Below are 22,433 nucleotides of genomic sequence, written 5' to 3'. Positions count from 1 at the left end.
ATAAAGGCGCAACGAAACGTTTTGCAACGCGATGTTCTGTGAATACGCTGAGCTCGTTAAATGCCTGAGCGGTAAGCGTTTGATATGAGGAGACCATAGCAAACACGGCATGACACGATACTGCTTTGCATTTGCATATCTTTTCGCAGCAATCTGGATGAGATGTGTTTTTGGCCGTATCGGCTAAGCTTGTAGCTTGAGAGCTCTTTAGGAAAGAAGGGGTCTCGGACTGTAGTAAACGATATTCTGAAAGTTGGGTAACCGGGTCTTTGGGTGATGCAACGGTATCGGATGAACACGCAGCCGCACTTCCTGCAAATAAAAGCAGTAGCGCAAAAGCGATGAAAACTTTACCGAAGATACTTTTCATAGCACGTTTATAGACCTTTTATCGCCTTTAGGCGACTTGACCAGCAATTCAAAACAAAAAATCTTGTCTAGCCTTACCCAATACCAATGTTTTTCAACTTTAGATTACTTTTTAATGATTTTCTTTTACAGCAGCACACAAATCTGTATATCATAAAAGCGTATCAAGAGGGTATTATGAAAAAACGTTGGTCTCAAATTGTGTGTCTGATCATGCTGACTGCCTTAACATGGCAAACGTCGGCTATGGATACTATGGTTTGTGAAATGCCCAGCGATACGCATAGTGAGCATATGCTAATGGTCGGTTCTCAAAGCGTTGCTATGGACATGGGCGCTGACACAGTTGATCACTCGCAGTGTTGCCAAATGACCTGCGCTTGCCCGGCAAATGCCTGCTCTGCTTATACTCCGCTTAGCTCTGATAATGCATTAGCGCTGTCTTTTCATAGTGATAATGCCATTAAGCACGCAGGTTTGCGCGCTCCTATCCAAGTCTCCAGTTCGTTGTATCGTCCTCCTATAACAGCCTAGCCCCAGGATAAGTGTGTCTGCTGTATGGCACATTACCATTGGGTTTTACTATTTTTATGTGAAGTGAATTGCTCACTTTAATCATTAAATTTGGCTGTAATCAGAGGCACGCATGTTCAACATTCTTCTTTCGCTTGGCGCGATGTTATTATTATTTTCAAGCGCAGGTTATGCGCAATCTACTCTACCTGAGTCTATCCAGACCGAATCTGCCCAAACTGAAGTTAACTCTCAGATTCAGGCTCTGTCTCAAGAATCGCCAGCAGCGCTTACTGTGTTTAAATCCCCCTCATGTGGGTGCTGTGGAAAATGGGTACAACACGTCCATACCGAAGGGCTTAATGCGGGGGTCAAAAATACCGCTTATTTATCTGATGTAAAGCGCCAGTATCAGGTTGCCCCTCAATATCAATCTTGCCATACCGCCGTTAGTCGTGATGGCTATGTGTTTGAAGGTCATATCCCGGCCCGCTACATACAAAAGTTTATCGATAACCCGGTACCTGATGCGATAGGTCTTGCCGTACCTGGCATGCCGATGGGCAGCCCGGGAATGGAAGTAGGTGAGCGCTTTCAGCCTTACCAGATACTTCTTTTACACAAAGATGGCACTCATAGCACATATGCACAAATTGACGCCTATGAGGAACAGTTTTAATGTCGGGCTTCACACGCAAACTCAATGTCGCTCTGACACTACTAACGCTTACTGTGTCAGGTGGTGTCGGCGCACAATCGCTGCCATCTCTGGATTCATTGATCACCACGGCGATTGAAAACGACCCCTGGCTAAACGGTAGTCAACTTTCACAACAAGCCCTGCAGCAAAAAGCGATAGCGGCAGGCACCTTGCCCGACCCTGTGGTGAAAATAGGTATGCTGAATTTACCCGTAGACTCGGGCAGTTTTTCACAGGAAAACATGACTCAGCTACAGGTAGGTGTCTCGCAAATGATTCCGCGAGGCCAGTCATTAGAGTTAGAACAACAAAAGCTCAACATTGCTGCTTCTATTGCGCCCTATCAACGTGAGACCCGCAAAGCGGCTATTGCAAGGGCGGTTTCACTATTATGGCTGGATATATACCTGGCCAAAGCATCCATTGATCTTATTGAACAGAATAAATCATTGTTTGAACAGGCTAAAAGCGTTGCCGAAACGGCTTACTCAAGTGGGTTAGGTGAGGCCAGTCAGCAAGACGTGCTTCTTGCCGAACTGGAGCTTATTCAACTAGAAGATAAATTAGCAGAAGAATATCAACAGCTTGAAATACAACTGCATACACTTAACCAGTGGCTCATCAACCCTCAAACCAATGCAAATTCTACCTTATTCACAATTGATGAAGTTGTTCAGCGTGATTTTGGGCAGGGTAAGTCGCGCCGCGCTTTACCTGAATTCAGTCTGCAATTTCCTGAGGTCTGGTTAAACACTCAGGTACATCGTACTGAAATACTGGAAAAGTTATTTACTCACCCCACCATTACGGCCCTTGATTTAGAGCAACAAGCTCGCGAAAAAGATGTGGCGCTGGCCCGACAAAGCCTCAAACCGCAGTGGGGGGTGAACGCATCGTACGCATACCGCGATGAAAACGCGATGGGTGATTCGCGCTCAGACTTGTTCAGTATTGGCGTAAGTTTTGATGTGCCGTTATTTACGGGCAACAAGCAGCAAAAACAAATCTCAGCTGCTATTTACAATGCCGAGGCGTTTAAAACCGAAAAACATCTTGCGATAAGAAAACTACTGTCGCAGGTTGCCTCATTCAGTGCGAAGCTGACTCGTTTAAATGAACGTCAGTCTCTCTATACTGCCCGAATTTTGCCGCAAACCACACTGCAATCTAAAGCATCACTGAATGCTTATACCAACGATATGGGCGACTTTTCTGAAGTTATTCGTAGCCGCGTTACCGAACTGACTAATCAGCTTACCTTATTGACGTTAAATGTGGGCGTGGCGAAAACAAAAGCGCAGCTTAACTATTTGCTGGCTCCTTTGTCATTAACATCCACATCGTCAACATCAGCGCTCACTCAGAAACAAGGATCTGCTCCAAATGAATAAAAACGTTATTATTGCCTTACTGGCAGGTCTGGGCCTGGGGGCATTATTGGTGGCTTTTTTAAATGACTCACCAGAGACTCCTGTAAAAAATGAGGCTGAAAAACCTTTGTACTGGGTTGCGCCTATGGATGACAGCTATCGGCGTGACGAGCCGGGTCAATCACCGATGGGAATGGATCTGGTCCCGGTTTACGCTAACAGCAACACTGAACAGGACTCCACCGCCGGTACGGTAAAAATCTCTGCACGGGTAGAAAATAATCTGGGTGTACGCACTGAGCCGGTCACCTTGGGAACGCTTAAGTCAACGATTCAAACCGTAGGTTATGTCCAGTTTGATGAAGAACAACTGACACACATTCACTCGCGGGTAAGCGGCTGGATTGAGAAGCTAAATATTAAAGCGAATGGGCAGAGTATTGAGAAAGGCGACCCCCTTTATTCTATTTATTCTCCCGAGCTGGTTAATGCACAAGAAGAGTATTTGCTGGCTTTACAAAGTGGTAACCAAAAACTCAGGCAGGCAGCCAAAAATAAGCTACACGCGCTCAAAGTATCAGACAACTCAATTGAAGCGCTTAAAAAATCAAAACAGGTTAAGCAGCAAATAACGTATGTATCGCCCCAAACCGGGGTTGTTAACGCCCTTAATATCCGCGAGGGCTTTTATGTAAAACCTGAAGTGACCTTGCTAAGTATTGCTGACTTATCTGCTATCTGGATAAATGCTGAAGTGTTTGAGCGGGATGCTGCGTTAATTGAGCAAGGCCAGCCTGTGGTTATTCAGGTACCTGCATTACCAAATAAAGAGTGGCAGGGTAAGGTCGACTTTGTTTATCCCGAGCTGGACGAAAATACCCGCACGCTCACCGTGCGGATAAGGCTGGATAATCCCGATGACATCTTAAAGCCTAACATGCTGGCAAATGTCACTATTGAAAAAACTGCGTCGCAAAGCGCTATCTTAGTTCCGGCTGAAGCGGTAATCAGAACCGGACAACAGAACAGGGTTGTGGTTGTGGTAGGCAATGGTCAGTACAAGTCAGTTGAAGTCGCACTGGGGCAGATAAGCGATGAGCAAATCGCTATCACTCAGGGGCTTAATAAAGACGACGTAGTGGTGACGTCAGCCCAGTTTTTAATTGACTCAGAATCCAGTAAAGCTTCTGACTTCAAGCGAATGGAAGGCGCATCATCAGACGCTTCTGTTTCACAGCGGTCATCTGAACCGACTAATCAGGGGCACGCGGCTCCCACATCTCAAACAGCAGCAAAAGATAAAGGTGAATCTGTTTGGGGGCAGGGAAAAATCACTAAGGTAATGGCCGGTCATCGAATGGTGACTATCGATCATCAACCCATTGAAGCCTGGGAATGGCCGCAGATGGTGATGGATTTTACCGTGGGGGAAAGTGTAGACATCAATGCGCTTGAAAAAGGACAGTCATTGCATTTTGAGATTACCCGGCTAGCTGAAGGTGGATTTGAGATCACCGGTGTTCATATTATGTCATCAGACAGTCAGCCCGCTAAGGCCCAAGCCAAGCCGATGGCTCCTGACCATTCAATGCATTAGTGGAACAGCAATATGATTGAATCAATTATTAGATGGTCAGTCGCAAACCGCGTACTGGTGTTACTTATGACCCTGATGCTGGTGCTAGGTGGGGTTTATTCGCTTAACAAAACACCGGTTGACGCCTTACCCGATTTATCTGACGTACAAGTTATTATTAAAACCAGTTATCCGGGGCAATCGCCGCAGGTGGTGCAGGATCAGGTAACGTATCCGCTGACTACCGCTATGTTATCGGTGCCCGGCGCCTCCACTGTTCGTGGGTACTCATTTTTTGGTGACTCGTATGTCTACGTTATCTTTGATGACGATACAGATTTGTACTGGGCGCGCAGTCGCGTACTGGAATATCTGAACCAGGCTGCCTCGGCATTACCTGATGATGTTCAGCCGCAACTCGGCCCGGATGCCACGGGTGTGGGTTGGGTATATATTTATGCTTTGCAGGATAAAACCGGTCAGCATGATCTTAGTCAGTTGCGCAGTCTGCAAGACTGGTTTTTAAAATACGAACTGCAAACTGTAGATGGCGTATCTGAAGTCGCTGCGGTAGGTGGTATGGTCAGACAGTACCAAATTCAGGTTATGCCCGAAAAGCTGCGTGGTTACGGTATTCCGTTGTCGCATGTTCAGCAAGCTGTGCAGCGGGGAAATCAGGAAAGCGGTGCGTCGGTGGTCGAAATGGCCGAAGCAGAATATATGGTGACCACAACCGGCTATATTCAAAACCTGGATGATATCCGCCAAATTCCACTGGGGCTGGTAAAAGAGGGGACAGCATTAACCATCGGCGATGTTGCCACGGTAAATGTGGGCCCCCAGATGCGCCGCGGTGTGGCCGAGCTAAATGGTGAAGGCGAAGTAGTGGGCGGTATTGTGGTGATGCGTTTTGGCGAAAATGCCGAAAAAGTCATTGCGGGGGTTAAAGAACGACTGCAGTCGCTTAAAAAATCACTACCACCGGGTGTAGAGGTGGTACCGGTATACGACCGCTCGCAGCTTATCAATAACGCCGTAGACAACCTATGGACCAAGCTTGGTCAGGAACTCGTCGTTGTGGCGCTGGTGTGTGTGGTGTTTTTGTTTCACCTGCGCTCATCTATTGTGGCGGTGATTACCCTGCCGTTAGGTATTCTGGTCTCGTTTATTGTAATGTATTTTCAGGGTATCAACGCCAACATTATGTCATTGGGCGGCATTGCGATTGCTATCGGCGCTATGACCGATGGCGCGATCGTTATGATAGAAAATATGCATAAGCATATGGAAAAAACCCCGCTAACCGATGAAAACCGCTGGCAGGTAGTGATCCGGGCTGCCTCTGAAGTTGGGCCAGCTCTGTTTTTCAGCTTACTGATTATTACCGTATCGTTTTTGCCGGTATTTATTTTAGAAGCTCAGGAAGGTCGCATGTTTGCGCCGTTGGCTTTCACCAAAACCTATGCCATGGCTGCCTCAGCCGGACTGGCCGTTACTTTGGTGCCGGTCTTAATGGGCTATTTTATTCGCGGCAAGGTAACCTCGGAAAAGAAAAATCCGTTAAACCGCTTATTGGTAGCAGGCTACATGCCGCTACTCACCAAAGTACTTAAATTTCCCAAGGCTACAATACTGATTGCCATCGTCGTCACTGTGGTCGGGTTTTATCCGGTCAATAAAATTGGTAGCGAGTTTATTCCTCCTTTAGATGAGGGAGACTTAATGTACATGCCCACCACATACCCGGGGATCTCGATAGGTAAAGCGCGGGAGCTACTTCAGCAAACTGACAAGTTGATTAGCACTGTGCCTGAGGTTAAAAGTGTGTTTGGTAAAGTGGGTCGGGCCGAAACCGCCACCGACCCGGCGCCACTGACCATGATTGAAACGTTTATTCAATTAAAGCCGCAAAGTGAATGGCGTGATGGCATGACCACTGAAAAACTTAAAACAGAACTGAACAATCTTATCGATTTTCCTGGTGTGACTAACGCCTGGGTCATGCCCATAAAAACCCGCATAGATATGCTGGCTACCGGTATCAAAACCCCGGTGGGCATTAAAGTGGCTGGTGAAGATCTGTCGGTTATTCAGCGAATTGGTAAGGATATTGAGACGATACTCAAAGAGGTCGATGGTACTGCGTCGGTGTATTCAGAGCGGGTGGCCGGTGGCCGCTATCTGAAAGTTGATATATCGCGTCAGCGTGCCAGCCGGTTTGGGCTTAATATTGGCGATGTGCAAGCTACGGTTTCTTCGGCTATTGGGGGCATGAATGTCACCGAAACCGTAGAAGGCCTTGAGCGTTACCCGGTAAATATTCGTTATCCTCAGGATTATCGCAGCTCGCCCGAGAAGTTAATGAGCTTGCCTATTGTTACCGATTCGGGCCAGCGTATTTCACTGGGCGATGTTGCCAATGTGTACGTGGAAGAAGGTCCACCAGGGATCAAAAGCGAAAACGCCCGTATCAATGGCTGGTCGTTTGTGGATATTAACAATGTCGATGTGGGTACCTATGTAGAAAACGCAAAAGCGGTACTACAAGATAAGTTGGATATTCCGGCAGGCTACTCGCTGACCTGGGCTGGGCAGTACGAATACATGGAGCGGGCCAAAGAAAAGCTTACGTTTGTATTGCCGCTTACCTTGGCCATTATTCTTATTTTGCTGTACCTGAATTTCCGGGCCTTTAGTGAAGTCGCTATGATTGTAGTGACGTTGCCCATGGCCATGATTGGCGGCTTATGGCTGCTTTATTTTGAAGGGTTTAATTTTTCAGTGGCTGTAGGGGTTGGCTTTATCGCCTTAGCGGGCGTGGCCGTCGAGATTGGCGTTATTATGCTGGTTTACCTGAATCAGTCTCTTAAAGAGCTGCTGGATGAGTCTGAAAAAAATGGTCAGGTTATCGAAGCCAGAGATTACCGCCAGGCACTTTTGCATGGTGCAGGCTTACGGATACGTCCGGTTATGATGACGGTGGCCACTATTATTATTGGGTTGTTACCCATAATGTATGGCTCAGGCACAGGATCAGAGGTAATGAGCCGGATTGCCGCACCAATGATAGGGGGCATGACCAGCGCCGTGGTGTTGACACTACTGGTTCTACCGGCGCTTTACTGTTTAGCAAAACAACATACTATTAAACATCATAACAAGAAGATAACGGCTGATGATTAGGGCTTTCAGACAGGCTCATCGTTGGCTGATGCTGGTGGTAGGCGCACAGTTTGTCATCTGGATGTTGTCGGGCGTGTATATGGTTATTACCGATATTCATACTGTTCATGGTGAACATCTGACCACAAAACAGCCAGTTTTTGCGGTTGATGAGGTGGTTCTATCGCCCGCTGATATTATGGCGCAATACCCGGCGGCGACAAAGGTGCGTTTGATATCCCGGCTGGGTAGCCCGGTTTACATTGCTACATTTGGGGCAAATTCTGCCACACCGGTTCGGCCTGAAACAATAAGCGCGATAACAGGGGATACTCTGGCTTCGGTAAATGAATCTACCGCACGGGCTATTGCTGCTTCTCGTTTTAGGGGGGGCACCGGTATAGCGTCAGCAACGCTGATTGAAACTAAGCAAAATTTGCCTGAAGAAGCTTCAGGACGGTACTTGCCCTTTTGGCGAATTGATTTTGATGCCCCTGAAGCGCCCACCTTTTATGTGCAACAACACACTGGTGAAGTGGTAACAGTACGTCACGATGGCTGGCGCAGCTTTGACTGGATGTGGCGTTTTCACATTATGGATTTAGATGATGGGCGAACCATCGGCAATGTGTTTCTTTTAAGTGCTATTTTCACTGGCTTATTAGCAGCTCTTAGCGGCGCGTTTCTGAGTTACTGGCGGGTGTGTCGGCCTCTTATAAAAGGGGAAGACCAATGAGTCTGTTAATTACAAAAAGTCATCGTTGGCTGTCGGTACCGATAGGTATTCAGCTGCTTATCTGGTTAGGTACTGGTTTGTACCTGAGTTTGTTTTCTAATGATGGCCCTGCGCTAAAAATTCAAAAGTCCCAGGGGCTGGAGTGGCAGGTATATGCCGACAAGCTATATCCGGTCAACCAGCTTCCGGTGAAAAAAGCTGAGTCAATACAAACGGTTTTGCTGGCTGGCAAGCCCGTTTATGAAGTTATTCTTTATTCTCAACCGCATAATTACCAGCCCAGACAAGTGCGGCTATTTGATGCGGTATCTGGCCAACCATTTTCAATTGACAAGCAGTGGGCGAAAGCGATAGCACTTGAACGCTACAGCGGTGATGCTGCACTCAGTAAAATTGAGCTTGAACAATCTTCGGGTGGGTTACTACCAAAGCAAAAAAATGCCTACTGGACAGCCTATTTTGATGATTCGGCATTAACGTATATCCATATAGACCAGCAGTCTGGGCGGTTATTAACAGCCAGCGATGAACATCGCCGGTTTGTGGCATTAATGTTCAAATTGCATTTCATGGACTACTGGGACACAGGCAGCTTTAACCACCCTTTGCTTATTATCGTTTCGGTCTTAGCGCTGGCCTTTGGGTTGTCAGGTTTGGCCTGGATCATCATGCTACTAAAAGCAGGACGTTTTACAGTGCGCCCCGGCGCTTTGCATAATATTGACGTTCTGGTGGCCAATAACAACCAAAACGTAGCCGTTCAGGGACGTAAAAATACAACGTTATTGACCACGCTAACACAAAACAAACTGCAGTTGCCGGCGAAGTGTGGCGGAGGAGGAACCTGTGGAACGTGTCGATTTTATACTCAGAGCAGCCTTCCGGTACAGCCTGCTGAAACACACCTTATCAGTCATAGTGAATTGGCTGCAGGCTGTCGTTTAGCGTGTCAACACGCTGCTCATTCTGTGGACTCAATAATAGTGAAAGACATAGCCACTCAGGCTTTGACACTTCAGGTTTCACGCGCCCAATACATTACCCCCACGATAAAAGAAATTGCCTTTAAGGTGGCAGGCGGGAATCTGCAAAAGTTCAATGCCGGCTCTTCGATGCAATTTTCTATTCCTGGTGGGAAACGTCGTACTGTGCCGGTTGATATTCCGGACCGGTGGCGATCTTACTGGTCTCAGTTTGACGCGCAGACAGTATCTTACAAAAGCACCACCCGAAGCTACTCGATAGCAAATTATAGCGGTGAATGTGATGAGCTGATTTTTACTATCAAATGGCAATGTAATACCACCACTCAAAAGAGCGGCGGGGCGGGCTCAAGCTATTTATGTTCTCTTGAATCGGGTGAGTCGGTCGAAGCTTACGGGCCGTTCGCCAGTTTTGCTGAGGGTGCATACCGGCCCGGCGTAAAAGTTTTGATAGGCGGCGGCTCGGGTATAGCGCCGCTTCGGGCATTGATTTATGAAGCGTTAATACAAAATAGCGTGTCACAAGAGATGGTTTTTATCTATGGCGCACGCAATGAAGAAGACTTGTGTTACGCAGATGAATTTGAACATCTGGCTAAACGCTTTAAAAACTTTACTTATCTGCCCACACTCTCATCACCTTCGCCAGCCTGGCGAGGACATACCGGGTATGTACAACAACTTACGCGCCAACGTCTTAATTTTGACGTTTTCAACAGTGCCAGTTTTTACTTATGTGGCCCTGCTCCTATGCTAGCAGAAGTAAAGTCATTGCTGTTATCGCAGCATATTGAGCCGCAACAGATTTATATCGATTCTTTTAATACAAATGAGGTTAAAAAATGAAAGTAATTCATAAGTGTTTAGTGATATCAGGTTTACTGTTTAGCAGTGCAGCGTTTTCTCATGGCGGGGTAGAGCTTACCAAAACCATGCCAAAAAACGATGCTATGTTAATGTCAGCTCCACAAACGCTGGAACTGTCATTCTCGGCCAAGCTTCAATTGATGAAGGTTACCCTGTCTAAAAAGAATGGTGACGAGATTGATTTTGGCTTTACACCCAGTCGTGAAGCAGAAGCAGACTATTCCTGGGAGCTTCCAGAGCTGTCTCCGGCCACCTATAACGTTGAGTGGATTGCGATGGGTAGCGATGGTCATAAAATGAAAGATTCTTATTCATTTATGGTGCACTAAGAGGGCTGAATGATGGAAATGTATATCTGGAATACGCTTATCATTATCTGTAAAGCTTTATTTTATGCAGGAACTGCGGGCATAGCCGGGTATGCATTTCTTCAGACATTTGGCTTTGAAGAAAGTACTCACAAACTGCCCGCAGCCTATACCCGCAAACTAACTCGCTATTTTATTTACAGCTTTGTACTTGCGGCTATTTCGGTACCAATATGGTTTTTGGCCAAAGTGGGCGCGTTTTCAGAAAGTGGCTTAAGCGGAGCACTGAACCCTACTATGCTTAGTATTATGTGGGATTCACCCGTAGGCTATATGGCACAAGTACGTGGCGGTGCTGCTGTTTTTGCTCTTTTGTCGCTGCTTGTCGCTACCAGGCTTCGTTTTCAGCACACCGTAACGCGTGGAGGTGTGTTGTTGGCATTAGCTGCTGCGCTTTACAGCTATACCCTTGCCGGTCACATATCAGAGCAAGGTTTAATTGAAAAAATGCTACTGGTAGTCCATGTTTTCGTTATGTCATGGTGGTTTGGTGCGCTGATCCCTTTAAAGCTTGCGTGTGGCCACCTGCCCGTGGAACAAACCAAGTCTCTTATGCATAAGTTTGGCTTATCTGCACAGTTTTTGGTGGGATTGATGATTATTGTTGGCGTGCTTATGGCATTGCAGTTATTTAATCATGTCTCGCAGCTTTTTACTTCAGCTTACGGACTTACTCTTATGGCAAAGATAGGGTGTGTTAGCGGGCTACTACTGCTCGCAGCACGTCATAAGCTCAAGCTTGTGCCGATGCTGGAAAATCGACAAACGTTAAGTAAGCTATCCCGTTCTATTTCGCTGGAAATTGCACTGGCAGCAACGTTGCTACTTATCACCGCCGCTCTGACCAGTGTGGTCGGGCCCAACTTTTCCTAAGGAAAATTCATGATTCGTTATTTTTTATTTAGCCTTTTGCTTATGGTTTCATTCACTGGTAATGCGCATGGTGACAAACCCGACACTCCACACGACGATTTATCAGGTAATAGTACTGAACCAGGCCACGCCGTTATCTCGTTTCATCGTGCTCTTAAACAACAAAATCAGGAAAAGGCCAAAAGTTTATTGGCAGAAGATGTCGTGATATTTGAAAGCGGCAGAATTGAAAAAAGTGCCCGGGAATACAGCTCTCACCACATGCTGTCCGATATGAAGTACCTGAGCAAAATGAAGTCTGAGCTGATTTTTCATCAGGTAGGTATACAAGGTGATCGTGCTATTTCGATGAGTGTTTCAAATACCAAAGATGAAAAAGGCAAGAGCTACAAGTTAATGCAGACTGCCGCCTTAAGAAAAGTGGATGGTCGTTGGATTATTTATCACCTGCACTGGTCAAATGATAGATAGCCTGTCTTTTCTAAGTATTTTGAGTTGTTGCATCTTTCAAAAAAAGGATGACAACAAGGATAGTACCTATCGACATTCAATATTGCCACATTTTAACAATGTGGCCCTTTAATACTGTTGAGTACAAAACTCATGTTTACTATGCTAATCATTACCTTAGCAACGTTAGCGGTTGCACTTACACTGCATTACTTCAATCTTACCTTGCTGGTCGATACACTATGCAGTAAAACCTCTAAACGCTACTTGCGCATGCAAATTGTCGTCATGGCCGGGGCAATTAATCAGGTCACTATATCTGCACTGTTTTGTCTTACCTATGTGGCAGGAGTTGAACTAGGTTTAGGCGAGTTTAAAGATGGCGGCAATTTCAAAGATATTTTTTATTTTTCTTTAACCACCATTACCACGTTGGGTCTTGGTAGTACTCAGCCCACTGAAGATTTGAAAATGGTAGCGGGCTTAGAGTCAGCGCTGGGCTTTTTGCTTATTACCTGTACCGGCTCCAAACTTTACAGTTATATGAGTGGTAAATCAGATTCAGACAATAAAGGCAATGGAGAGTAACGGGCTTACAACGCTTCCAAAGTATAGTGTCCGTTGGCTATGTCCTGATAACTTTTTGAAGCGACCTCACCAAAGGGCAAAAGTGCAGGGCCGGTGGGTTCAAATAAAACATAGGTCTCACCGTCATACTCAATAGATTGTTCGCCTTCATCAGGCTTAAGTGCAATGCCTAATAAAGCATGATTAGGCAGTAAAACCATAACTAAGGGTGTCTCGGGAAGAAACGCACGAATGATTGCGGCCGAAAGTACTGATTTGCTGTCGCAGTCGCCCAGATTCAGGTTTAGCAACCGCGCTGGTGGATTAAAACCCGCGCCACTGTGCTGTGTCCGATCTTCAAGAGTGTCATAGGGGATGGTTTGTACCCAGCCTAGTAGCAAGTTTAAATAGCGGCGGGCATCTGACTGTTGCTGCACCTTTTCGTAAATAGCCTGTGACAAGGGCACCAGCACGCGGGTATAGGCATCTACGTAGCGTGCATGATCAGGTTTAACTGCTTTTTCGTCAAACACGGTGGTGTAACGCGTATAATAATGTTTGTCTAAAAACTCGGCAAAAGCGGCTTCACGAGTAGCTTTTAATTCGCGGGTAAGCTTTTGATTTAAGTCACGACTGGTCGAGCGTACGGCAATCTGAACACCGCGTTCTTGCTGCTCAATGCTTACTTTGGCTTGTTTGGGATCAACCTGCTGCGCCGCTTTGGTCAAAGCAACATACACATACCGCTGAACCCGGGCCTGACTGTAACGAATCGGCTCACCAGGAGCGTTTGCCAAAACATCAGCTTCTATAGAAAAGTTCAGTGACTGAGTTTGCTGCTGAGCATCACGCCATTGATAGCTGTAATGATGCTGACCGTTGTTTTGGGTATGAGAAAAATCTAATTGCTGGGCAGACACCTGTAAACTGGTCCACAAAAGCGCTGGGGTGATGCTATACCGGTAAACTTTTTTTAGCATGTTCATAATCCCCCCGCTGTGCTCCGTCGATTTCACTATACTATGGCAATAAGGAAACACCAGTAATTTAGCTTTTGCCTGGCGTAAACCAGTCTAGCTGAGAATGTAACGAGACTACCGTGCCCACAATAACCAGGGTAGGGGGCTTTAATGCAGCCGTCTCTGGTTTTTGGGTTATGTCGGCCAAGGTGCCAGTCACTACTTTTTGTTCTGACAATGTCGCTTGTTGAACCAGCGCTATTGGCGTATTTGACGGTAAACCATGTTCAATCAGTTTTTCACAAATAACCGGCAACCCGGTCAGGCCCATATAAAACACTACGGTTTGATTGGTATGAGCTAATGCCGACCAGTTTAGTTCGATGGTACCGTTTTTAAGATGGCCGGTGGCAAACATAACTGACTGAGCATGGTCACGATGAGTTAACGGAATACCCGCATAGCTGGCCGCACCACTGGCCGCGGTAATGCCTGGCACTACCTGAAACTCTATGTTGTGTTTGATCAGGGTCTGAATTTCTTCACCACCTCGTCCAAAAATAAAGGGGTCGCCGCCTTTAAGCCGTACTACCCGGTTCCCCTTTTTGGCTTCGTTTACCATTAGCAGGTTAATCTCGTCCTGTGGCAAAGAATGATTACTTTTGGATTTGCCTACATATATTTTTTCGGCATCGCGGCGTACCAGCTCCAGAATTTGCGGTGAAACCAGCCGGTCGTATACCACCACATCGGCTTTTTGCATTAGTCTTAATGCTCTGAATGTAAGCAAGTCGGGGTCGCCCGGGCCGGCCCCCACCAGATAAACCTGCCCTTCGGGTTTCTTATCGGTGGCAGCTGCCTGTAGCGCTAATGAAAACTGATGTTCGGCTTTTTCGGTCTGACCTTTTTCGACCAATTCGGCAATATCACCGTCAAATACCTCTTCCCAGAAATACCGGCGGGCGGTGACACCATTTAAACTTTGTTTTACCTTCTCTCTGAATTTTTCAGAAAAATCGCCCAATCTGCTGATGTTCGCAGGGATCACGCTCTCCAGCTTTTGGCGTAAGTAGCGCAGTAAAACCGGAGCAACTCCGCCACTGCTTAGGGCAATAGTAATGGGCGAACGGTCAATAATAGAAGGGGTAATAAACTGGCACAGCGGGGTATTATCTACCACATTTACCAGTACTTTTTGCTGTTTGGCTAAGGTATGTATACGGGCATTTAATGCTTCATCGTCGGTTGCCACAAACACCATGTTTTTATGGGCAAGATCGTTATCTTCAAACGTGCGGTGTACCAGGGTTACCTGTGGATGTCCGTCATATCGCTGAACTGTCTTGCACATCCATGGTGCTACCACCGTAACATTGGCCGGGCTTTTTAACATTAATTCCAGCTTACGCGCGGCCACTTCCCCAGCGCCCACAATTAAACATTGCAGGTTTTGCGCATCTATAAATACCGGAAAATAACGCATTGCTTTTTACCTTAGCTCACAAACAAGAAAAGCGTCATTCTGACGCTTTTCTTTATTTAACAGAAACAATAAAAACCAAATTGTTATTGCTTTTTGTTATATGTAAACGACGTAAGCTTAACGCTTAGGGCCGCCTTTACGCTTAGGGGGTGTGTCGGTCCATTCGCGTAAATTTAAGCGTTGACCGGCAACTCGTGCTTTACGCAGAATATCTTTGGTCGGCTCGGCCATGCCTTCGGGCAAGTCAACTGTACTGAAAGTATCAAATATTTCGATAGCCCCAATGTTTTTGCTTTTCAGGTTTGCTTCGTTGGCAATAGCGCCCACAATGTTACCTGGCTTGGCTCCATGGGTATGACCCACTTCGATACGAAAACGCTGCATACCTGCATCAGGCTTGCTGCGGCCCTTACCAGGTTTACTACGACGGTCGCCACGGCCACGATCGCCACGTTCAGAACGATCGTAATCGTTGCGAGGTGGTTTGCTGTTCAGATCTGGACGGTCGCCCTCTTTTAAGAACAATGGCTCGTCACCCTGTGCCAGCTTAATCAGTGCCGCCATCAAACGCTCAGGCGCGGCTTCGGTTTCGCTTTGCAGTGTATCCACCAACGACATCAGCGACTCAATGCTATCGTCGTTACAGGCTTCAGCCACAGAGTTTTTAAAGCGTGACAAACGGGTTTCATTAAGCTCGCTAATAGACGGAATTGGCATTTGTTCAATAGTTTGTCTGGTCGCTTTTTCAATAGCAAACAACAAACGCTTTTCACGGTGCGAGATAAACAAAATAGCGTCACCAGCACGCCCGGCACGACCGGTACGGCCAATACGGTGTACATATGATTCGGTATCATAAGGGACGTCGTAGTTAATAACGTGGCTAACACGCTCAACATCAAGACCACGCGCAACCACGTCGGTAGCAACCAGAATATCAATGGCACCCTGTTTAAGCTTTTCTACGGTACGTTCACGGGCGTTTTGCGGAATATCCCCATTAAGAGGTTCTACATCGTACCCTCTGGCAGCCAGTTTGTCGGCCAGCTCTACGGTAGCGGTTTTTGTACGCACAAAAATTATCACACCGTCAAATGGTTCTACTTCCATAATACGGGTCAGTGCTTCCAATTTATGGTGACCGGCAATTTGGCAGTAACGCTGGCGAATGGTCGAGGCGGTAGAAACCTTAGACGCAATTTTTACGTGTTTAGGATCTTTCAGATAACGCTGGGTAATCTTTTTGATTGGCCCAGGCATAGTTGCCGAGAACAGCGCAGTTTGACGTGTGTCAGGGGCGTTCGACAAAATAGTTTCAACATCGTCGATAAAGCCCATACGAAGCATTTCATCGGCTTCGTCCAACACCAAAAAGCGCAGTTCGCTTAAGTTCAGTGTTTTACGATTAATGTGATCAATGATTCGACCTGGTGTACCCACTACAACCTGAACGCCACGCTTTAACTGGCGAATTTGGTTATCGTAAGACTGACCGCCGTATACTGGCAGCACTTTAATCTTTTGTGAAAAGCTGGCATAAACCTGGAACGCTTCAGCAACCTGAATTGCCAGTTCACGGGTAGGCGCTAAAACCAAAAGTTGTGGCAATTTGGCGTCCGGGTCAATGTTCGCCAACATAGGCAGGGCAAACGCAGCGGTTTTACCGGTACCTGTTTGTGCCTGGCCAAGCAAATCATGGCCTTGCATAAGCAATGGAATACTTTCCGCCTGAATTGGCGAAGGCTTTTCATAGCCTACTTTTTCCAGTGCTTGTAAGATAGGTTGTGGAAGATTGAGGTCTTTAAATGTCAAGTCGACAGTAGTGGTCATTCAGGATCCTGATGGGTAAGGCGGGCACAGCTTCTAAACGCTGGCATGTGTTGCAAAAAGGGTATTATAGGCCATTCGTGGACCAGATACCATTTAAACTGGTCGAGATCACTATAAAAATGGATTATTTTTTCGTCAGCCGAACTGGATTATTCTTCTGCGCAAGGTAAACTCTTGGCCGGCATACAAAAACATAACAAAAATGCAGGTGTAAGGATGAAATTATTTACAGTGAGTAAAAAGACGCTGTTGTCACTAACCGCCGCCCTGGCGGTTTCGGGCGTATTGTCAGGATGTACCGACAAATCAATGGAAGAACACCTGTCTACCGCCCGCAGTTACGCCAGCGAACAAGATATCGATGCGGCTATTATCGAATACAAAAACGCCATTGCTAAAGATCCGCAAGCGGCCGAGCCCCGCTTCGAACTAGGCCAAATTTATTTAGCTGCTAGCCGTTTTGAGGCGGCTGAAAAAGAGCTTAACAGAGCTATGGAGCTGGGTTACTCGCCTTCTGAAATAGTGCCCCTACTGTCCCAGGCCTACCAACAAACCGGCGCCGAAAACGCGTTAGTAGAAATAGATCACGATACTACTGGGCTTAGTGATGACGAACGCGCTGAGGTTGGTTTTTATAAATTGCAGGCACTGGTACAGCTGAATCAGCAAGACGAAGCGAACGCGTTAATTGATGAACTCAACACCTTAAAAACTGATTCGGTTTACCAGCCTCTGGCGCAAACTTATCGGTTATTGTTGAACAAAGAGTATACTGCGGCACTCCAACAAACTCAGAATCTGGCCCAAGCTGCTCCCGAAAACAAAGATGTATTACAGCAACTTGGTCGTCTTTATGCGTTAACCAAGAACTCTGAGAAAGCCATAGAGACTTATCAAAGCTATGTAAAGCTGTATCCGGATGATACGGCCAAACAACTTGCCCTGATTAGCTTGCTTATTGAAGCCAAACGAATGGACGAGGCGCAACCTTATGTGACCCCGCTTCTAAACCGCTACCCCGACAATGGGCTGCTGAACCAGTATCAGGGGTTTATTGATGCCACTAATAATCAGCATGAAAGCGCCCTTAAGTATTTAGAAAAAGCCATACAAGCAGGGCAAAATGCGCCAGCGGTGCGCCTGATGGCCGGGTTTGCCGCGTATCAGCAGCAAGACTTTGATGCGGCCAGTCAACATTTGTCGATGGTCACTCAGGGTCTGCCAGACAATCATCCCGCATTGCGGATGCTGGCTGACAGTCTGCTTCGACAAGGCGAAAACGACGAGGCTACAGAAATTTTGTCTCAGTTAGATGGCGGGGCTCAGCAAGACGCCGAACTGTTTTCTAAGGCAGGTTTTCAATTGTTACAGCAAGGCAATATGGTCGATGCTAAAAAAATGATTGAAAAAAGCAGTGAGACCAGCCAATCGGCTGAAGAGTTGGCCCGGCTTGGGGCGTTGCAACTGTCGGTTAATGATATCGAAGGTATTGTGAATCTTGAAGCGGCCCTTGAAAAAGCCCCCGATAGTATTGCTACACAAAAAACACTGATGGCCGCTTATATTGCTTCAGGCAACCAGCAAAAAGGCCGCGAGCTAGCCCAGAGCTGGATAAACCAAAAGCCAGACGATGCCCAACCCTATATCTATCTGGCAGAATTTGCCCTGCAGAACAAAGATATTGATGCGGCCCGAAATCTATTAAATGAAGCAGAAACGCGGGCGCCAGAAAACAACAAACTGGCATTAGCGCAAATAAAACTGGCATTGGTAGATAAACAATACGCACAGGCCCAACAAAAACTGGAGAACTATTTACCACAAAATCCGGCCGATATTCGGGCTATTTCGCTTTGGTTTGACCTGGCCCGCCAAAGCAAGCAGGTAAATACCGATACGGTGTTACAACACGCTGAACGCGAGCTTGAAAGTAACACTGATAATATGTCGCTGCGTATGCTGGTCGCCAAAATGTATTTTAGTCAGCAAAATTACCCGCAAACATTATCGGTACTCAAGCCTGTGACTGCCAATGAAAATGCGCCTGCTGCGTTCTGGAATATTAAAGGCCAGGCGTTAGTCCAGTTAAATGCAATCAGCGAGGCAAATTCTCATTACAAAATGTGGGTAAAACAGCATCCTCGTGATAAGTCAGCAGTACTGGGCAAATTATTGCTTAACGAAGCTCAGCGCAAGTACGATGAGGGGCTCGATACCATTAATACCTATCTGGAAAAGCGACCCGACGTACAAATACAAGTATTAAAAGCATACTTTCTGGCATTACAACACAAAGCCAAAGAGGCGCGCGCCGCTTTAAAGCCGGTCCCCGAAAATGTGTTGTCTTTGCCTTTTGTCAAAGGTGTTATTGCCCGACTGCATTTGCTTGAAGGCAACTTTCAAGCCGCGCTTGAGAACGCACGACCTGCTTACAACCATGATGCCAGCTCAAAACACGCCCGTTTGGTCGTGTCTGCCTATGACAATCTTAACCAGTCTGAGCAGGCGTTAGCCTTTATGGCTGAGCATTATGAGCAAAAACCCCGGGATATCCGAACCGCTATGATTTATGCAGAACGGATTATTGGCAACGACAAAAGTAAGGCAATAACACTGTACAAAGAAATGCTCAAAGTGGTGCCAGATAACTTTGTGGTACTTAATAACCTTGCGTATATGTACTTTGAACAGGGTAAATTAAAAGACGCTGAACCCCTTGCCCGACGCGCCGTTAAAGTGCAGCCTAAGAACCCTGAAGCCATAGATACGCTGGCACAAATTCTAAAGCAACAAAATCAAAGTGCTGAGGCCCTTAGAAATTACAAGCAACTGGACATGCAAAAGATACGCAGCGACCTGGTGTATTTGAATTATGTTGAATTGCTTATTGAACACGGACAGCAGGCGTTGGCTAAGCGTCGCTTGGAGTCGCGCACGTTTACACAAGCAAAAAATCAAGCCCGAGCTGATGAATTAAAACAAAAGCTTTAACCGCCATAGTGTTGTGGTGACTACGACGAATAATGGCAGCGGCGCCCCCTAGCGCCGCACTGCTGCTATTGCTTCGGGCTTAGATTTGACTGGACCTCAGATGCCGGTAACTGTGCTTTAATTTGTTTAATCTCATACATAAGCTCGCTGAGCGAAGGCTCGTCGTTCTGCTCTTCTTCAGCGGCCCGGGCTTTTGCATTTTCCTGTTCCATTACATTAACCACAATACCAATCACCATGTTTAAAAAGGCAAAAGCGGTAAAAAAGATAAAGCTAAGATAAAACACCCAGCTAAGCGGATAAACAGCCATCGTTTCGTACATGACATCGGTCCAGTCTTCAAATGTCATTACCCTGAACAGCGTTAACAATGAAATACTGATATCGCCCCACAATATCGGATTTATCTCTTCAAACAAGGTGCTGCCAATGGCCGCATAGATATAAAAGATAATAAACATCAGCAGCATGACATAGCCCAGCTGGGGCAGCGCTTTGACTAACGACACCAGCAAAATACGCAGTTCGGGAATAAACGAAATCATCCGCAGTACCCTGAACACACGTACCAGCCGGCCCACTACGGCCAGATCGGTATTATCAGCTGGTATCATAGACACCACGACTATGATGGTATCGAACCAATTCCAGAAGTTTTTGAAAAAGTCGAGTTTGCGCTTTTCTGCCATAAACCGAATGGTAATCTCGGTCAGAAAAAAGAAACTGATAAACCAGTCAAGCAACAAGGCAATAGAGCTAAAAGGTTGCGGAATGTCGTAGGTTTTTGCGCCAACCAATAATGCTGAAAAGACAATGACGGTAACAACAAAGGTTTCAAATAGTTTATTAGAGCGGATATTTTCAAACCGGCTCTGGAGTACTTCAGCCTGCATGCGCGTTCTTTTAATCTTAAGTAGTGAAATAGGGATTACAAATAAAACGCTGTAATACCACCAGGTAGAACAGCGGATGGATTTTATCGCGTTGCAAAAAAATAGATATGATTTTGTCGATGGCGGCGCAGATTTTCGGCAAAACCGCAGTGCAGGTTTGGCCAAAGAGATACAACCAAAGCATTTTTACCCATTATTTTTTTCACAAAAAAAGCCGGTGAAATCTCACCGGCTGCGGGCAGCAATACGTAAGATAGATTATTGCCGATTATTTTGCTGGTTGTTGGACTGGCGCACCGATTCAGGCGGCTGCAAACCGGCGTTAATCATTACTACATCTTCACTGGTCAAAGTACCGGCGGCTTCTTTTAAGCTAACCACTGACTGAATAAAGTCGTAACGGGCGCTGGATAAGTTGCGTCGCGCATCAAATAAATTGCGGGTACTGTCTAGCACATCCACAATGGTACGGGTGCCCACATCAAATCCTGCCTCGGTGGCTTTTAATGCACTTTGAGCAGACACTTCAGACTGTTCTAACGCCCGAATTGTAGAGATGGCGGCGTTAACATCATTAAATGAGCTGCGCACTGACTGTACGGTTTGGCGGTACGTTTGTTCTAAATCCTGAGCGCTGGCAATATACTGATATTTTGCCTGCTGGGTTTGAGCGGTGACGCGTAAACCCTGAAAAATAGGAATGTCTAAACTTACACCAACGCTATAACTATCAAGCCAGGGTGTTTCAAATTCGATAGCGGCGCCTGAAATATCATTTTTCGTTTTACTGGCGCCGGCTGACAAGCCCAATGTAGGGTAGTGATCAGAGCGTGCCAGTGAAATATCTTCTTTAGCAACATCTAAAGCCAGACGATTAACCAGTAAGGCCAGGTTTGAATCTTCGGCAATTTTTAGCCATTGTTCGGCCGAGGAGGGCGTGGGCATGGTTGCCGAAAAGCTATCCGTATCCAGGGTGTAAATACCGTCATGATATTTACCGGTAATGGCACGTAATGATTCTAACGCCAGCTCTACCTGGTTTTCGGCCTGAATTTCCTGAGCAACGGTACGATCGTAATTCGCCTGCGCTTCATGGACATCGGTGATGGCGGTCAGACCGACTTCAAAGCGCTGTTTAGTTTGTTCAAGCTGGCGATCAATCGCTCTTTTTTCTGAGCGAACAAATTCAAGGCTGTCTTTGGCGCGCAGCACTTCAAAGTACGCATCTACGGTTCGTACAATGAGTTCCTGCATAGTAGCGGCCAATTGAGCATCACTGCGCTGTGCGACTTTTTCGGCCCGATTTAAACCCACCCAGTTAGCGTGGTCATACAAAGACATGGTTAAATCGATACCGTAATTCATTGTGTCGGTATCAGAATCGAACGTAATCAGGGTAAGGTTTTGATCGGAGCCGGCAAACTGGGTTTGTTCGCGACTAGAGGTAGAATACCCTACGGCACCAGAGATTTGCGGTAACAAATTTGCCCGGCTAATGGCAATGCCCTCAAAGGCTGCATTTCGCTGAGCTTTAGCACCGGTGACTACCGGGTCATTTGCCAGCGCTTGCTTGTATACCTGCGCTAAATCGTCTGCAAAAGCTGAAGAGGTCACTCCTAAACTTATTACCAACGACAGAAGTGTTCGTTTCATTAATCCGCCTTCTTTGTATTCTATTGAGTCATCAGACTGCTAAAGGTTGTAAAGTGTATGAAAGTCAACTGCAAACCGATAGTCTATAGT

General features: G+C 46.4%; 17 protein-coding genes. 12 read left to right on the top strand and 5 right to left on the bottom strand.

The window, feature by feature from the left end:
• Positions 1-546: 546 nt before the first annotated feature.
• The 11 genes from JK130_RS01130 (at position 547) to JK130_RS01080 (ending at position 12,555) form a co-directional block, all read left to right on the top strand.
• Positions 547-903 (top strand): hypothetical protein, encoded by a 357-nt coding sequence (locus JK130_RS01130; protein ID WP_218352358.1) that lies wholly within the window; start codon positions 547-549, stop codon positions 901-903.
• Positions 904-1,015: 112 nt separating this feature from the next.
• Complete coding sequence (locus JK130_RS01125; protein WP_246587651.1) at positions 1,016-1,561, top strand: DUF411 domain-containing protein; 546 nt, start codon at positions 1,016-1,018, stop codon at positions 1,559-1,561.
• Positions 1,561-2,973 carry a TolC family protein gene (locus JK130_RS01120; protein WP_218352357.1) on the top strand — a complete coding sequence of 471 codons (1,413 nt, stop codon included), beginning with the start codon at positions 1,561-1,563 and terminating at the stop codon, positions 2,971-2,973. The genes JK130_RS01125 and JK130_RS01120 overlap by 1 nt, the downstream gene beginning before the upstream one ends.
• Positions 2,966-4,549 (top strand): efflux RND transporter periplasmic adaptor subunit, encoded by a 1,584-nt coding sequence (locus JK130_RS01115; RefSeq protein ID WP_218352356.1) that lies wholly within the window; start codon positions 2,966-2,968, stop codon positions 4,547-4,549. The genes JK130_RS01120 and JK130_RS01115 overlap by 8 nt, the downstream gene beginning before the upstream one ends.
• A gap of 12 nt (positions 4,550-4,561) precedes the next feature.
• Complete coding sequence (locus JK130_RS01110) at positions 4,562-7,711, top strand: efflux RND transporter permease subunit (protein WP_218352355.1); 3,150 nt, start codon at positions 4,562-4,564, stop codon at positions 7,709-7,711.
• Positions 7,704-8,426 (top strand): PepSY domain-containing protein, encoded by a 723-nt coding sequence (locus tag JK130_RS01105; RefSeq protein WP_218352354.1) that lies wholly within the window; start codon positions 7,704-7,706, stop codon positions 8,424-8,426. Before JK130_RS01110 ends, JK130_RS01105 begins: the two co-directional genes overlap by 8 nt.
• Complete coding sequence (locus JK130_RS01100) at positions 8,423-10,255, top strand: 2Fe-2S iron-sulfur cluster-binding protein (RefSeq protein ID WP_218352353.1); 1,833 nt, start codon at positions 8,423-8,425, stop codon at positions 10,253-10,255. The genes JK130_RS01105 and JK130_RS01100 overlap by 4 nt, the downstream gene beginning before the upstream one ends.
• Positions 10,252-10,605, top strand: a complete 354-nt coding sequence (locus JK130_RS01095) for a copper resistance CopC family protein (protein WP_218352352.1) — start codon at positions 10,252-10,254, stop codon at positions 10,603-10,605. Before JK130_RS01100 ends, JK130_RS01095 begins: the two co-directional genes overlap by 4 nt.
• Positions 10,606-10,614: 9 nt before the next feature.
• Positions 10,615-11,517: a copper resistance D family protein gene (locus JK130_RS01090; RefSeq protein ID WP_218352351.1), complete on the top strand. Its 903-nt coding sequence runs from the start codon at positions 10,615-10,617 to the stop codon at positions 11,515-11,517.
• Between the two features lie 9 nt (positions 11,518-11,526).
• Positions 11,527-11,988 (top strand): nuclear transport factor 2 family protein, encoded by a 462-nt coding sequence (locus JK130_RS01085; RefSeq protein WP_218352350.1) that lies wholly within the window; start codon positions 11,527-11,529, stop codon positions 11,986-11,988.
• A 132-nt stretch (positions 11,989-12,120) separates the two neighbouring features.
• Positions 12,121-12,555, top strand: coding sequence for an ion channel (locus JK130_RS01080; RefSeq protein WP_218352349.1), 435 nt, complete (start codon positions 12,121-12,123; stop codon positions 12,553-12,555).
• 5 nt (positions 12,556-12,560) lie between these two features.
• Here JK130_RS01080 and JK130_RS01075 read toward each other — a convergent pair whose 3' ends face one another.
• The 3 genes from JK130_RS01075 to JK130_RS01065 all read right to left on the bottom strand — a co-directional run bounded on the left by JK130_RS01075 (position 12,561) and on the right by JK130_RS01065 (position 16,806).
• Positions 12,561-13,520 carry a hypothetical protein gene (locus tag JK130_RS01075; protein ID WP_218352348.1) on the bottom strand — a complete coding sequence of 320 codons (960 nt, stop codon included), beginning with the start codon at positions 13,518-13,520 and terminating at the stop codon, positions 12,561-12,563.
• A 61-nt stretch (positions 13,521-13,581) separates the two neighbouring features.
• Entirely contained in the window at positions 13,582-14,976 is a 1,395-nt protein-coding gene (gene cysG, locus JK130_RS01070) for a siroheme synthase CysG (protein WP_218352347.1), read from the bottom strand.
• 117 nt (positions 14,977-15,093) lie between these two features.
• Entirely contained in the window at positions 15,094-16,806 is a 1,713-nt protein-coding gene (locus tag JK130_RS01065) for a DEAD/DEAH box helicase (protein ID WP_218352346.1), read from the bottom strand.
• 216 nt (positions 16,807-17,022) lie between these two features.
• Between JK130_RS01065 and prsT the strand changes: the two genes are divergently transcribed.
• A complete protein-coding gene (prsT, locus tag JK130_RS01060; protein WP_218352345.1) occupies positions 17,023-19,797 on the top strand; it encodes an XrtA/PEP-CTERM system TPR-repeat protein PrsT in 2,775 nt (924 codons plus the stop codon).
• Between the two features lie 65 nt (positions 19,798-19,862).
• Here the strand turns inward: prsT and JK130_RS01055 are convergent, their stop codons facing one another.
• Together JK130_RS01055 and tolC are read right to left on the bottom strand one after the other, a co-directional pair.
• Positions 19,863-20,690: an ion transporter gene (locus JK130_RS01055; RefSeq protein ID WP_218352344.1), complete on the bottom strand. Its 828-nt coding sequence runs from the start codon at positions 20,688-20,690 to the stop codon at positions 19,863-19,865.
• Positions 20,691-20,948: 258 nt separating this feature from the next.
• On the bottom strand, positions 20,949-22,343 hold the full coding sequence (gene tolC, locus JK130_RS01050) for an outer membrane channel protein TolC (RefSeq protein WP_218352343.1): 1,395 nt from the start codon (positions 22,341-22,343) through the stop codon (positions 20,949-20,951).
• Positions 22,344-22,433: the final 90 nt, after the last annotated feature.

This window comes from Alteromonas lipotrueiana, from assembly GCF_019249245.1.
Taxonomy (GTDB): Bacteria; Pseudomonadota; Gammaproteobacteria; order Enterobacterales; family Alteromonadaceae; genus Alteromonas; species Alteromonas lipotrueiana.
The sequence above is the reverse complement of the archived record's forward strand: the minus strand, read 5'-3'. Positions and strand labels throughout refer to the sequence as shown.

Bases quoted from the DNA above. Each gene is read 5' to 3' on its own strand.
- JK130_RS01130 (WP_218352358.1), top strand. From the start codon at position 547: ATGAAAAAACGTTGGTCTCAAATTGTGTGTCTGATCATGCTGACTGCC.
- JK130_RS01125 (WP_246587651.1), top strand. From the start codon at position 1,016: ATGTTCAACATTCTTCTTTCGCTTGGCGCGATGTTATTATTATTTTCA.
- JK130_RS01120 (WP_218352357.1), top strand. From the start codon at position 1,561: ATGTCGGGCTTCACACGCAAACTCAATGTCGCTCTGACACTACTAACG.
- JK130_RS01115 (WP_218352356.1), top strand. From the start codon at position 2,966: ATGAATAAAAACGTTATTATTGCCTTACTGGCAGGTCTGGGCCTGGGG.
- JK130_RS01110 (WP_218352355.1), top strand. From the start codon at position 4,562: ATGATTGAATCAATTATTAGATGGTCAGTCGCAAACCGCGTACTGGTG.
- JK130_RS01105 (WP_218352354.1), top strand. From the start codon at position 7,704: ATGATTAGGGCTTTCAGACAGGCTCATCGTTGGCTGATGCTGGTGGTA.
- JK130_RS01100 (WP_218352353.1), top strand. From the start codon at position 8,423: ATGAGTCTGTTAATTACAAAAAGTCATCGTTGGCTGTCGGTACCGATA.
- JK130_RS01095 (WP_218352352.1), top strand. From the start codon at position 10,252: ATGAAAGTAATTCATAAGTGTTTAGTGATATCAGGTTTACTGTTTAGC.
- JK130_RS01090 (WP_218352351.1), top strand. From the start codon at position 10,615: ATGATGGAAATGTATATCTGGAATACGCTTATCATTATCTGTAAAGCT.
- JK130_RS01085 (WP_218352350.1), top strand. From the start codon at position 11,527: ATGATTCGTTATTTTTTATTTAGCCTTTTGCTTATGGTTTCATTCACT.
- JK130_RS01080 (WP_218352349.1), top strand. From the start codon at position 12,121: ATGTTTACTATGCTAATCATTACCTTAGCAACGTTAGCGGTTGCACTT.
- JK130_RS01075 (WP_218352348.1), bottom strand. From the start codon at position 13,520: ATGAACATGCTAAAAAAAGTTTACCGGTATAGCATCACCCCAGCGCTT.
- cysG (WP_218352347.1), bottom strand. From the start codon at position 14,976: ATGCGTTATTTTCCGGTATTTATAGATGCGCAAAACCTGCAATGTTTA.
- JK130_RS01065 (WP_218352346.1), bottom strand. From the start codon at position 16,806: ATGACCACTACTGTCGACTTGACATTTAAAGACCTCAATCTTCCACAA.
- prsT (WP_218352345.1), top strand. From the start codon at position 17,023: ATGAAATTATTTACAGTGAGTAAAAAGACGCTGTTGTCACTAACCGCC.
- JK130_RS01055 (WP_218352344.1), bottom strand. From the start codon at position 20,690: ATGCAGGCTGAAGTACTCCAGAGCCGGTTTGAAAATATCCGCTCTAAT.
- tolC (WP_218352343.1), bottom strand. From the start codon at position 22,343: ATGAAACGAACACTTCTGTCGTTGGTAATAAGTTTAGGAGTGACCTCT.